We start from the raw sequence: 12,597 nt of genomic DNA on the forward strand, positions 1-12,597 counted from the left end.
TTAAATTGCCCGCCAGTCCAGCCCTTGCTGCTGGCTGGCAATCTGCACCCACTCTGCAGCACATTGCAATACATTACTCAACGCCTGCCGTGCCAGGGCAGGCGTATTGTTTTTCTCGCTTAAATGCGCAGCAACCAAATGTTTGAGTTTGCTGTTATCCAGTTGCCCTAATAACTGCGCGCTGGTCTGGTTATCCAGATGCCCCAGCCAGCCACCGACACGCTTTTTGAGAGAATGCGCATAAGGCCCTGTCCGCAGCATCTCCAGGTCATGGTTGCACTCCAGCAATAAGCCATCGCAGCCTTGCAGCATGGCAATGATATGCGGCGTCACACTGCCGACATCGGTCAGCACACCCAGCTTGCGCACGCCATCCCCCAATACGAACTGCGCCGGTTCACGTGCATCATGCGGCACCGGGTAAGGGCTGACCTCAATATCCTGCAGGGCAAACACAGTATGTGCATCAATGATATGGATAGAAACAGGCTGTGATGGCAGGTAACGCTGGCACATGCTATAGGTGCCATGCGTCAGCCAGACCGGAATGTGGTAGCGTGCTGCCAGTTTGAATACGCCGCGCGCATGGTCATCATGCTCATGCGTGACCAGAATACCGGAGAGCTGTTCCGGTTGTAAATCCAGTCGTGCCAGGCGCTGCACGGTTTCCCTGACACTGAAACCGCAGTCAAGCAAAAGCCGGGTTTCCCCGGCTTCTACCACAGTCGCATTGCCTGCACTGCCACTGCCTAACGATGCAAATCGCATGCGGACGCCGTTATTTCAACTGATCATACATCAGTGAAATAATCCGGTTAGCCGTGGTTGAGGTATTGCGCTTGTTATCAGCAGTCAACACGTACACATCGGTCGTATCATCAGCGTTTTCCAGCACCTGGATATGGTATTGCTTGCTGGATTTATCACCGTCAGACGTCCCTTTCCAGAACTTTGTTTTATCGCCCGGTTTGGCATCAGTGGCTGCCGGTGCTTTGTCATCATCGTCACTGCCCCAGAATTTCAGGCGCTCCAGCAAACTTTTTTTCTGCTTGATCGGGTCTTCTGCATCGGTATCGGCATACCGCACATAGAAAATACCTTCGGAACGGTTCTTGTCTTCTGTCACAAAACCGATACGATCCAGCGCCAGGCCTACACGACGCCAGGCACGGTCGAACGGCTCGTTCAGCTTCAAGGTCACACTCTGGTCTGCCTCTTTGACCACATCCGCACGCTTATCCGCTGCGGCCTGGGTCATGACCTCATCTGCCTTCTGCTCATCCAGGCCCAGTTTGACCATCATGCGGCGCAACAACTCGGCATCCAGGTCCGCATCAAACTCCTGGCCGGCATTGTTTTTATTTTCTGCCGCATTGATACGGTAACCGGTATCAATTTTCCCAAGTTGGGTATTGACGTAATTCTTGCCGTCATCCGGCGCACCGGCCACGGTTCGGTGTGTCATGTAGATTTCAGTCGTGCCGTCTTTTTCGCCACGTTCCAGGCGGGTACGGAATTTACGCCTGTCTGCCAGGCCAGATAATTTATCCAGCCAGGCATCAAACTTCTCGCCGTAACCACGGTTGTCTTCCTTGGGTTTAATCGCATCAGGTTCCAGCCATTCGGTTTCAATCACCCCGATTTCAGGATTCTCCACCCGGACGGCAAAGCCCTGGTCCAGCCAGAAATCACGTACTATCGGCCAGATTTTTTCCGGCGGGGCATTCACCACCAGCCAGCGCTGCTGTCCAGCCTTGACCATACGCACGTTTTTCATATCAGCCAACACCGGTTGCGGGCCATTCTGCTCTTGCGCTTCCTGGTTTTGGCTGTAAGCAGAATAACTGGTGCTGCCAGGCACATTATAGGTGCTGCTGGTACGTACTGCCGTCAGGTCTGGCGGCACTTCCAGTGGCTTGGAGCGGCCAGCACCCTTGTAATCCGAGCTGTTATCAATAAACGGCAGGGAATCGCAACCGGCCAGCACCCATACCAGGCTCGCCAGCACGGCGCGTTGACATAAAACATTACTGATGTATTTCACTGAGATCACCCTATCTTTGTCTTGCCTCATGAGGAGGCAATTTCTGCCTGTTTCATGGCGTTGCGCAATACTTCATGGTATTGGGATGATAAATTGACCAGCGGTAAACGAATACCGGTCGCAATCAATCCCATTTGTTGTAATACCCATTTCACCGGAATGGGGTTGGCTTCCACAAACAATTTCTGGTGCAGGGCAAACAATTTGGCATTCGCCGCACGCGCACTGGCCACATCGCCATTGAGCGCAGATATGCACATTTCATGCATCAGGCGCGGCGCCACATTGGCCGTTACGGAAATCACCCCTTTACCGCCCAGCAGCAGCAATGCCAGTGCACTGGCATCATCGCCGCTGTAAACAGCAAAGTCGGCTGGTACGCGCAACAGCAAATCCGTGCCGCGCTCAATGCCACCAGTCGCGTCTTTGATGCCGACAATATTAGGCACACTCGCCAGGCGCAACACGGTGTCATTGCCCAGGTCACAGCCGGTACGTCCGGGCACGTTATAGAGAATCTGCGGGATATCGACTGCTTCCGCCACCGCCTTGAAGTGCTGATACAGGCCTTCCTGGGATGGCTTATTGTAATAAGGCGCAACCAGCAGGCAGGCATCGGCACCCAGTGCCTTGGCCTTTGCCGTCAACTCAATGGCTTCTGCAGTGGAATTGGCCCCGGTACCGGCAATCACAGGCACGCGCCTGGCAGTATGCTCTACAGTGGTTTTAATCAGCAGGCAATGCTCGTCCACATTCACCGTGGGTGACTCACCCGTGGTGCCGACAATGACGATCCCATCTGTGCCCGCTTCGATATGAAAATCGATCAGTTTCTTCAGGGCGTCAATATCCAGACGACCATCTTCAAACATCGGGGTAACGATTGCTACCATACTGCCCGTTAACATACTTCTGCCATTCAATAATAAAGCAATTATTTTAACTGATTATACGTGTTAACGCCAAAGATGCGCACCGATAACCATCAAGCCCACCCTGGCAGGAAAGCCTGTATGGGTCATGCCTGGTTCCACCAGGCCATGCGCCACAGGAAGTGCTTAAAGCCGATATTGGGCAACGCCTGTGTATACATGCCGGAACGCATGGCCAACGGCAGTTTCCGCTATAATATGGTGCTCTATGTTGAATGCTGGAAAACGCGATCTGGTTAGCCTTGATGTACACACCGAGTCATGATGCTGTCGCCACCGGAAATGCCAACGGTCCGCTCAATATACTGATTGAGCGCATTGACGGCATCCTGCCGCAAACGCAATGCCAGCAATGCGGCTACCACGGCTGCAGGCCTTATGCAGAAGCCATTGCACAAGGCCAGGCGCCCATTAATCAATGTCCGCCCGGTGGCGAGCCTGGCATCCGGGCGCTGGCCGGGTTGCTGAACCTGCCCTATTTGCCCCTTAATCCGGCACATGGCATGACAAAACCTGCTGCCATTGCCATGATTGACGAGCCACACTGCATCGGTTGTACCTTGTGCATCAAAGCCTGTCCGGTCGATGCCATCCTGGGTGCATCCCGGCAAATGCACACCGTTATCAGCCAGGAATGTACCGGTTGTGAATTGTGCCTGCCGCCCTGCCCGGTCGACTGTATCGTCATGCGACCAGTAACAACGACGTCCTCAGATCAGGTGCAAGCAGAAGATGGCTACAGAAGCAAAACCAGCGCCGATATCGCGCGCAAACGCTACCAGCACAGGCAAGTGCGCCTGCAGCTTGAAAAACAGCAAACTGCCCCGAGCTATGCCGAACAGCACCAGCCCCAACCGGTAGCTGGGCAAAACGCGCCCAATGTTGCCATGCATGCTGCTGGCACTGACGCGATTAAAAAGGCTGCCATTGCTGCAGCCATGGCGCGGGCTAAAACGCAAAAAAGTGCCCGCTGACAGACAGGTAAACCAATATTGAAAATCGCTTGCAGATACTGCTTCCATCCATATTCCTGACCGTGCCTTTATGAATGCCCAGAAAAGACTCGCCATCTTCGAAAGACTGGCCAAAGCCATTCCCAATCCAACCACAGAGCTGGAGTACACCACCACATTTGAATTACTGATTGCCGTGATCCTGTCTGCGCAGGCAACAGACAAGGGCGTCAACATTGCCACCCGCAAACTATTCAAGGTGGCCAACACCCCGCAAGCCATCCTGGATTTGGGCCTGGAAGGCCTGGAAAGCTACATCAAAACCATAGGCCTGTATCATGCCAAGGCACAAAATGTGCTGAAATGCTGCGCACAGTTGCTCGCACTGCATGGTGGCGAAGTCCCTGATACGCGCGAAGCGCTGGAAGCGCTGGCCGGTGTCGGCCGCAAGACTGCCAATGTCATCCTGAACACGGCGTTTGGACATCCGACCATTGCAGTCGATACCCATTTGTTCCGTGTTGGCAACCGCACCAAACTGGCCACCGGCAAAACCGTGCTTGAAGTCGAGCAGCGTTTCCTGAGTACCACCCCCAAGCAATATCTGCACGACGCCCATCACCTGCTTATCCTGCACGGGCGCTATACCTGTACCGCACGCAACCCCAAGTGTGGCGAGTGCTGCATTGTCGATTTATGCGAGTTTCATGACAAGCAATTGCAGCCAGTGAAGCCACCGGCAGGAAATTAACCATGGCCTTATTCAATCCCAGCCGCGATGAAGTACGCCAGTTCTTTTTTGATGCCTGGCAAAAATTCAGGCAACAACAGGCCCTGACCGATCTGGAAAAAATGGCGGTGGGCATCATGCATGCCCATCCGGAATATCACACCCTCCTGGATCAGCCGGAACACTACCTGCAACAGGCTTATTATCCCGAAATGGGCGAAACCAACCCGTTCCTGCACATGAGCCTGCACCTTTCCATCCAGGAGCAAATCAGCATTAACCAGCCGCCCGGCATTACGCAGGCCTATGGCAAACTCTGCACGCGTTACCGGGAAGAACATGAAGCCCAGCATGCCTTGCTGGAATGCCTGGCAGAAACCATCTGGCTGGCGCAACGCAACCAGACTGGGCTCGATGCGACCCATTACCTGCAGCTCATAGAGCAGCGCGCAGGCATTGCCCCTTCAACGTAAACTATGCTTCAATAAGCCGTCATACCGATGACCGGGAACACATGGCATCATGACCGGACCAATAAGGATGCGGTGAGCAAAGCTCGCGTCTACTTTCAACTGCCTGATAAAAAGGAGCTACTATGAGTACCCATAAAATTGCTGTGATTTCCAGCGCTGTTGCTTTATCCGTTGCCGCTGCGGCTGCACACACCGCCGACAACCCGTTTGAACTGAAAACCCTGGGCCAAGGCTACCAGGTGGCTGATGCCGAAAAGGCCAAAGACGGCAAATGTGGCAATGGCAACTGCGGGGCAGACAAGAAAAAAGCCAGGGAAGGCCATCATCATGACAAGGCCAAGGAAAACGCTGATGCTGCCAACAAGATGAAAGAAGGCGACTGCTCGGCTGACAAAATGAAAGATGGCGGCTGCCATGCCAGCAAATAACTAACTTTTTATGCATGGCACACCTTCAGGATATCCGCGGGGCAGGACTGGGGCTTAAACGTGAGCTGATTCCCCAACTCAAGCAGCAATATGGCCAGCCGTGGCTACAGCATTTGCAGTTTATGGAAATTGCCCCGGAAAACTGGATAGGTGCAGGCGGCAAATACGCCGCCGATCTTGCCTGGTTTGCCGGGCGTTACCCGATCGTCTGCCATGGCCTTTGCCTGTCCCTGGGCGGGCCTGATCCGCTCAATCTTGATTTCTTGCGTCAGGTAAAGCAGTTTCTCGTGGACTTTGACATTCCGCTGTATAGCGAGCATTTAAGTTATTGCAGTGACGCTGCCAATGGTTATCTGTACGATTTGTTGCCAATGCCGTTCACTGAAGAAGCCGTGCACCATGTAGCGCAACGCATACGGCAAACGCAGGAGATCCTGGAGCGCCGGGTCGCGGTGGAAAACACCTCTTTTTATGCCGCCGCCCCTATCTCGACAATGGCTGAAAGCACCTTTATCAATGCCGTGCTGGAAGAAGCTGACTGCCACCTGCACCTGGATATCAATAATGTGTATGTGAATAGCGTGAATTTCGGCTTTGACCCCTATGCCTTTCTCAGCCAGATGCCTGCCAAACGTATCGTGTACGGCCATATCGCCGGCCATCTGCAAGTTGAACCTGATTTGCTGGTAGATACGCATGGCGCGGCCGTGATTGATCCGGTATGGCAACTACTGGAGTTTGCCTATCAAACCCTGGGGGTATTTCCCACTCTGCTTGAGCGTGACACCCATATTCCACCATTACCAGAGCTCATGCAGGAAGTGGATCGCGTCCACCATGCCCAGCAAGCCGCACAGCATCCGCGTCCCCATGAGGCCATCGCCTGATGCAGTCACTCCAGGCCTATCAGGCAGCATTTACCGCCCACCTGCGCCAACCGCAGCAACAGGCGCAACCGCGTGGCGTGAATGCCAGGCGCCTGGCTGTTTACCGGGAAATCGTCTTCAACCAGTTTTATGCCAGTGTCAGCGCCTGCTTCCCGGTATTACAGTCGATATTGGGCAAACGCCGCTTCAGGAAGCTGGTCAGGCAATGTTTTGCCAGCCATCATTTCGACAGCCCCTTCTTCAGGGATATTTCCAGGGCATTCGTGGATTTCTTGCAGGCACTGGACCTGGCTGCCTGTCATTTACCTCCCTTTACTGCACAACTGGCCCACTATGAATGGATAGAGTTGTATGTGAGCCATTTGCCCGCCGAAGGGTTGCCTGCTTCTGCTACGGCTATCAAGGATGCGGAGGCGCTGGCAGCGGCCACTGTGCAGTTACAACCCGCACACAGCTTGCTCAGTTATGATTACCCTGTGCATCAACTGTCCAGAAAACAGGCGCACCTGCCACCTGTACCTACCTATCTGCTGGTGTTCAGAACAGCGGATTTCCATATACGGTTTGTCCAGCTCAATGCCATGACTTACCAACTGCTGCTGCACCTGCAATCCACCCAGTCAGGGCTCACCGGTCACTTGGCCTGCCTGGCTGCCACCTTGCTGCCCCACCTGCCGGCTCAATCTGTCACAACCTTTGGCCTGCAAACCTTGTACACCCTTTATTTGCAACAGGCGATTATTGCTCATCCCGCAGGCACGGCATAAGCTCCTGTTTTTACTGCTAGCCTGCCGTCTGTACAAGCGACTGATGACGTCCATCGCCGATGCAACCCCGCTGTAAATTCTCCTTTTTTGCACCAGCCCTCATACCCGGCCAGCTTTTTTCATGCCGGCAATGTACCGACAAAACCCCTCGCTGAAGAAACTGATAGAATGAATACACAATAATGACATCAGATCTATCATGCAAACCGTGCTGGCCAAAAAGGCCCTTAAACAGTTCCGTATTATTTTTGGTGCCGTCAGGCACCACTTCCGGGAAATCGAGTCAACCTGCGGCATTTCCGGCTCGCAGTTGTGGCTATTACACGAAATCGCCACCCATCCGGAATTAGGGGTTTCCCGGCTGGCTGAGAACCTGTCTATTCATCAATCGACCTGCAGCCTGCTGGTTGAGAAGCTCGTTAAAAAGCGATTGATCGAAAAACAGCGTTTAAGTGAAGACCAGCGTAAAGTCGGTTTGCTTGTCACGGCCGCTGGGCAGGCGGTGCTGGCCAAAGCACCACAACCCGTGGACGGCATCTTTCCCCAGATACTGGCAAGCATGGATGCCCACGCATTACAGAACCTGAGCACCGCCCTGGAACTGGTCATCGCCAGGCTGGATGACCAGACCAGCCAGTTAGGGGATCAGCACATGGCAGATTTGTAAACCTGCGAAACAATGTGGGTGACTATCATCCAAATAAAAGCCGGCGTTAGCCGGCTTTTATTTGGAGGTGATGAATTTCTTCAGTCGCCAAAAACGGCGCGCTCACGCGCCGAGGCTTTTTCAATCACCGCAGATTTGGTGGCATTATCCATTTCCCACCATTGCTGGATTTCTTCCAGCGTACGGAAACAACCCTGGCAAAAACCGCTGTCTTCATCCATGGTGCAAACACCGACACAGGGAGAGAGAATAATCGTCTGATCCGTCATGAAAACTCCTTTTGTACCACTAACTCAACGCACCATGACAGTTTTTGTAGCGCTTGCCGGAACCGCACGGACACGGCTCGTTACGACCGACCCGCACGCCTTCCGGCAAATTTAATGATGATTGTGCACCGCCAGCATTATCCGCAGCAGGGTTGTAATCATTATGCTGGTACTGCACATTGCCGGCTTCTGCGGCGCGCATGGCTTCTTCGGCTCGACGTTCCTCTGCTTCCAGCTCTTCGCGTGAACGCACCTGTACCTGCATGGTGATTTTGGTCACTTCGCTTTTCACGGTATTCAGTAGTGACTCAAACAGTTCAAACGCTTCACGCTTGTATTCCTGTTTCGGGTTTTTCTGGGCATAGGAACGCAAATGTATGCCCTGGCGCAGGTGATCCAGTGCTGACAGATGTTCACGCCAGTGGTTATCCAGGCTTTGCAACATCACCGCACGTTCAAAATTGCGCATATTATCATTACCTGCCAATGCCTCCTTGGCAGCATAGTTCTCGTTCGCGGCTTCAACAATGCGCTCACGCAAGGTTTCTTCGTGCAAATCCGGATTGCTTTCCAGCCATTCACCTACCGGCAGGCTCAGGCCCGTCTCGTCCCGCAGCGCTTGTTCAAGTGCAGGCACTTCCCACTGCTCTTCAACACTGCCAGGCGGGACGTGAGTATTGAACAGGCTGTTCACCACATCTTCACGCATGGCGCTTATGGTCTGACCAACATCAATTGACTCCAGCAACTCGTTGCGTTGCTCGTAAATCACTTTACGCTGGTCATTGGACACATCGTCGTATTCCAGCAACTGCTTGCGGATATCGAAGTTACGGCCTTCAACTTTACGCTGTGCGTTTTCAATCGCACGCGTCACCATGGCATGCTCAATTGCCTCGCCTTCCGGCATATTGAGGCGCGTCATAATGGCGGCCACACGCTCGCCAGAGAAAATACGCAACAGTGGATCTTCCAGCGACAAGTAGAATCGGCTGGAACCCGGGTCACCCTGGCGGCCAGAACGGCCACGCAACTGGTTATCCACCCGGCGGGACTCGTGCCGCTCGGTACCGATAATATGCAAACCACCCGCTGCCAGTACCGCATCATGGCGCTGCTGCCATTCAGCTTTTAATTGCTCAATTTTGGTCGTCTTGTCTGCATCGCTCAAATTGGCATCGTTCTGGATGGCATGGATTTCACCTTCGGAATTGCCGCCTAGCACAATATCAGTACCGCGACCGGCCATATTGGTGGCAATGGTAATCATGCCGACACGGCCTGCCTCTGCCACAATGGTCGCTTCACGCTCATGCTGTTTGGCATTCAATACCTGGTGTTCCAGCTTGGCCTGGGTCAGCAGTTGTGAAATCAGTTCTGAGTTTTCAATCGAAGTCGTACCCACCAGCACTGGCTGGCCTTTTGCCTGGCAAGCCTTGATATCCTCAATCACGGCTTTATATTTCTCCATCGCGGTGCGATAGACTTTGTCCATGGCATCAATACGCTTGATCGGCCTGTGTGTAGGAATAACCACGGTTTCCAGGCCGTAAATCTGGTTGAATTCGTAAGCTTCGGTATCCGCCGTCCCGGTCATGCCACTCAGCTTGGCATACATGCGGAAATAGTTCTGGAAGGTAATCGAGGCCAGTGTCTGGTTTTCCTTCTGGATGGCAACGCCTTCCTTGGCTTCCACGGCCTGATGCAAGCCATCTGACCAGCGACGGCCTGGCATCATACGGCCGGAAAACTCGTCCACAATCACGATTTCGTCATTACGCACCACATAATGCTGGTCACGGTGATACAGGTTCTGTGCGCGCAGGGAAGCGTACAAATGGTGTACCAGCGTAATGTTGGCCGGCTCATACAGGCTGGAACCGGCTGGTAACATTCCACTCTGTTCCAGCAATTGCTCAGCATGCTCGTGACCGGCTTCGCTCATGGTCACGCTTTGCGCTTTTTCATCGACCCAGAAGTCGCCTTCACCGTCTTCAAGCTGCTGGCGCATCAGTTGTTTCGCCACTTCATTGATGGCGCCATACAAATCCACACTATGCTCGGCCTGGCCGGAAATAATCAGTGGCGTACGTGCTTCATCAATCAGGATGGAGTCCACTTCGTCGACCAGGGCATAGTGCAACGGGCGCTGCACGCGCTCTTCCTTGCTGAACACCATGTTGTCACGCAGGTAGTCAAAACCGAATTCGTTATTGGTACCGTAAGTGATGTCTGACGCATACGCCTGCTGTTTGGCATCGTGTGGCATTTGCGACAGGTTGATACCCACGCTCAAACCAAGGAAGTTGTAGAGTTTTCCCATCCATTCGGCGTCACGTTTGGCCAGGTAATCGTTGACGGTCACCACATGCACGCCTTTGCCAGTCAAGGCATTCAGGTAGGTAGGCAGGGTCGCCACCAGGGTTTTACCTTCACCCGTACGCATTTCGGCAATTTTGCCGGCATTGAGCACCATGCCACCGATCAGTTGCACGTCAAAATGGCGCATACCCAGCGCACGTTTACTACCTTCACGTACAACGGCAAACGCTTCCGGTAACAGTTTTTCCAGTGTTTCACCCTTGGCGTAGCGTTGCTTGAACTCTTCGGTTTTTGCTTTCAGCTGCTCGTCCGTAAGCGTCTCTATCTCAGGTTCCAGCGCATTAATTTGTTTGACGATTTGCTGATATTGTTTGACCAGCCGCTCATTACGGCTACCAAATACTTTTTTAAACAACGAGGCTAACATGAGTCACACCGATTCCCGCCAGGCGGGGTTAAAAGAAATAAACTGGGATTGTATAAGATATAAAGGGAAGTTGTCTCGATTATTGCACGCCAGTACCGGAATTTGTCAGGAATGGTTTCTGAGATACTCACGCGGATCCAGCGGATTGCCATTCAGGCGGATTTCATAATGCAGATGAGGCCCTGTAGAACGACCGGTACTGCCTACCAGCGCGATTTTCTGCCCTTTTACCACACGCTCTCCCGCTTTCACCAGTAACTGTGAATTATGCGCGTAACGTGTCTCCAGGCCAGATCCATGATCGATTTTCAGCAAATTCCCATAGTCCGGCGTTTGCACGGAAGTCGTGACTATGCCATCTGCAGCCGCATACACTGGCGTTCCCACGCCAGCCGGAAAATCCAGCCCCTCGTGAAACGCCCTATGCCCATTGAGCGGGTCAATCCGCCAGCCATAACTGGAAGAATTATAAAGGACATTGATCGGGCTACTGTTGGGCAGCATATCTTTCAACACGCTTTTCAGCAGCAATTTGGCTTCAATCTTGCCTTGATATTCATCACGAAAATCAAGATCCGCCGACATCTGCTCAATCGTGGCTTTCAGGTCCTCTTCCGTTAACGGTGCTTCTTTCACTAGCGGACCGCCCTGCCCCATGACCTCATTGACAGACGCGCGCTCATCGACAGGTTCAGCCGTGGCTTTCAGGCCGGCCAGTTTGGACAGGCGCTGGTTCTGTGCATCCAGGCGCAAAATGCGCGCCTGCAATTCGCCAATTTGTTTGGCGTAGGCGTCAAGATGGCTCTGGGTAGATAACATGGCCCCGCGCAGGTGTGGCGGTAAAATCGCCTTCACCCCCTGGCTCTTAATCTCCTGCTGTGGCGTGATAAACAATAAAATCAACACCATAGGCACCAGGATCAGTGCCAGGACCACCCCCAAACTTTCAAAGAGGCCCAGCGTCTTTGGTTTGGTCATTTTTTCTGAAACAATAATGATATTAATCATGCCAGGAACTCTCGTTTGCACCGACCTTCATACGTGCTGAAGCCTGCGGTGTAGTACAATATTCAAGCATTCTGCGGACAACCATGCATGTTAAAAATCAAACAGATTTTCACCCGCCATCACGACCTTCAACCCCTGTTGCAAGAGGCCAGTGATCGCCAGCAGTTGCAGCAATTATGGTCTGCGGTTGCCCCGGAATTTTCTACGCTTTCCCAGGTGCTGGCAGCCGAGCATGGCATACTCACCATCGGTGCTTATTCGGGCGCCGTTGCCAGCAAAATCCGGCTACTGGAAGCCGGACTGCTACGAAAAATTCAGGATTTTTGTCAAAAATCCCAGCAAATCAAGGGGTTAAACCTTAGCGCAATCAAGGTGAAAGTGCAAGTAAAATCTCGCCACCAAAGCAGGCATAAACGTATCAAATCCCCTTCAAATCAGGCTTTGAACACATTGGAGTCCTGTGCCGGCCAAATCAACAACCCCGCCCTTGAAGCCGCTTTACGGCATTTTATTGCCCATCAGCGCCGCCGCTAAGGTGCCACATTCCCCCACGCTCAATCTGTCCGGACCCCGCTTGTAGCTGCACTTTAATAGTGCAATAATGCAGCAACCTGTAACACTTCATTTACAATTAATGATACAGGTCTGCAAGCAGTCATCACCTTCAACGTCGTTTCATCAGGAACAGGA

The 12,597-nt window shown here is 52.9% G+C and carries 14 protein-coding genes; 8 read left to right on the forward strand and 6 right to left on the reverse strand.

Annotated elements, in window-relative coordinates; genetic code table 11:
* The 3 genes from BLP53_RS12445 to dapA are packed head-to-tail and all read right to left on the reverse strand — an operon-like array spanning position 1 to position 2,952.
* Positions 1–768 (reverse strand): MBL fold metallo-hydrolase, encoded by a 768-nt coding sequence (locus tag BLP53_RS12445; protein WP_091472579.1) that lies wholly within the window; start codon positions 766–768, stop codon positions 1–3.
* 10 nt (positions 769–778) lie between these two features.
* On the reverse strand, positions 779–2,035 hold the full coding sequence (gene bamC / locus BLP53_RS12450; protein WP_091472994.1) for an outer membrane protein assembly factor BamC: 1,257 nt from the start codon (positions 2,033–2,035) through the stop codon (positions 779–781).
* A gap of 35 nt (positions 2,036–2,070) precedes the next feature.
* Positions 2,071–2,952: a 4-hydroxy-tetrahydrodipicolinate synthase gene (dapA, locus tag BLP53_RS12455; protein ID WP_091472583.1), complete on the reverse strand. Its 882-nt coding sequence runs from the start codon at positions 2,950–2,952 to the stop codon at positions 2,071–2,073.
* Positions 2,953–3,221: 269 nt separating this feature from the next.
* Here dapA and rsxB point away from each other — a divergent pair, with 269 nt between their 5' ends.
* The 7 genes from rsxB (at position 3,222) to BLP53_RS12490 (ending at position 7,881) form a co-directional block, all read left to right on the forward strand.
* Positions 3,222–3,950, forward strand: a complete 729-nt coding sequence (gene rsxB / locus BLP53_RS12460; RefSeq protein WP_091472997.1) for an electron transport complex subunit RsxB — start codon at positions 3,222–3,224, stop codon at positions 3,948–3,950.
* Between the two features lie 70 nt (positions 3,951–4,020).
* Positions 4,021–4,680, forward strand: coding sequence for an endonuclease III (gene nth / locus BLP53_RS12465; RefSeq protein ID WP_091472589.1), 660 nt, complete (start codon positions 4,021–4,023; stop codon positions 4,678–4,680).
* Between the two features lie 2 nt (positions 4,681–4,682).
* Entirely contained in the window at positions 4,683–5,132 is a 450-nt protein-coding gene (locus BLP53_RS12470) for a DUF1841 family protein (protein ID WP_091472592.1), read from the forward strand.
* Positions 5,133–5,254: 122 nt separating this feature from the next.
* Positions 5,255–5,560, forward strand: coding sequence for an HvfA family oxazolone/thioamide-modified RiPP metallophore (locus tag BLP53_RS12475; protein ID WP_091472594.1), 306 nt, complete (start codon positions 5,255–5,257; stop codon positions 5,558–5,560).
* Between the two features lie 14 nt (positions 5,561–5,574).
* A complete protein-coding gene (locus BLP53_RS12480; RefSeq protein ID WP_091472598.1) occupies positions 5,575–6,447 on the forward strand; it encodes an HvfB family MNIO-type RiPP peptide maturase in 873 nt (290 codons plus the stop codon).
* A complete protein-coding gene (locus tag BLP53_RS12485; RefSeq protein WP_091472600.1) occupies positions 6,447–7,214 on the forward strand; it encodes an HvfC family RiPP maturation protein in 768 nt (255 codons plus the stop codon). Before BLP53_RS12480 ends, BLP53_RS12485 begins: the two co-directional genes overlap by 1 nt.
* Before the next feature lie 199 nt (positions 7,215–7,413).
* On the forward strand, positions 7,414–7,881 hold the full coding sequence (locus BLP53_RS12490; protein WP_245652844.1) for a MarR family winged helix-turn-helix transcriptional regulator: 468 nt from the start codon (positions 7,414–7,416) through the stop codon (positions 7,879–7,881).
* Between the two features lie 80 nt (positions 7,882–7,961).
* Here the strand turns inward: BLP53_RS12490 and BLP53_RS12495 are convergent, their stop codons facing one another.
* The 3 genes from BLP53_RS12495 to BLP53_RS12505 form a co-directional block, all read right to left on the reverse strand.
* Positions 7,962–8,150 carry a DUF1289 domain-containing protein gene (locus BLP53_RS12495; RefSeq protein ID WP_091472610.1) on the reverse strand — a complete coding sequence of 63 codons (189 nt, stop codon included), beginning with the start codon at positions 8,148–8,150 and terminating at the stop codon, positions 7,962–7,964.
* 19 nt (positions 8,151–8,169) lie between these two features.
* The gene (secA, locus tag BLP53_RS12500) at positions 8,170–10,899 is read right to left on the reverse strand and encodes a preprotein translocase subunit SecA (protein WP_091472613.1); all 2,730 of its coding nucleotides are present in this window, start codon (positions 10,897–10,899) and stop codon (positions 8,170–8,172) included.
* A gap of 105 nt (positions 10,900–11,004) precedes the next feature.
* The gene (locus BLP53_RS12505) at positions 11,005–11,907 is read right to left on the reverse strand and encodes a M23 family metallopeptidase (protein WP_091472617.1); all 903 of its coding nucleotides are present in this window, start codon (positions 11,905–11,907) and stop codon (positions 11,005–11,007) included.
* Positions 11,908–11,994: 87 nt separating this feature from the next.
* On the opposite strand from BLP53_RS12505, the gene BLP53_RS12510 reads away from it, so the two are divergent.
* Complete coding sequence (locus tag BLP53_RS12510) at positions 11,995–12,441, forward strand: DciA family protein (protein WP_091472620.1); 447 nt, start codon at positions 11,995–11,997, stop codon at positions 12,439–12,441.
* Positions 12,442–12,597 lie beyond the last annotated feature (156 nt).

Origin of the sequence: Methylophilus rhizosphaerae, from assembly GCF_900100975.1 — a bacterium.
In the GTDB taxonomy this organism is placed as follows: Bacteria; Pseudomonadota; Gammaproteobacteria; order Burkholderiales; family Methylophilaceae; genus Methylophilus; species Methylophilus rhizosphaerae.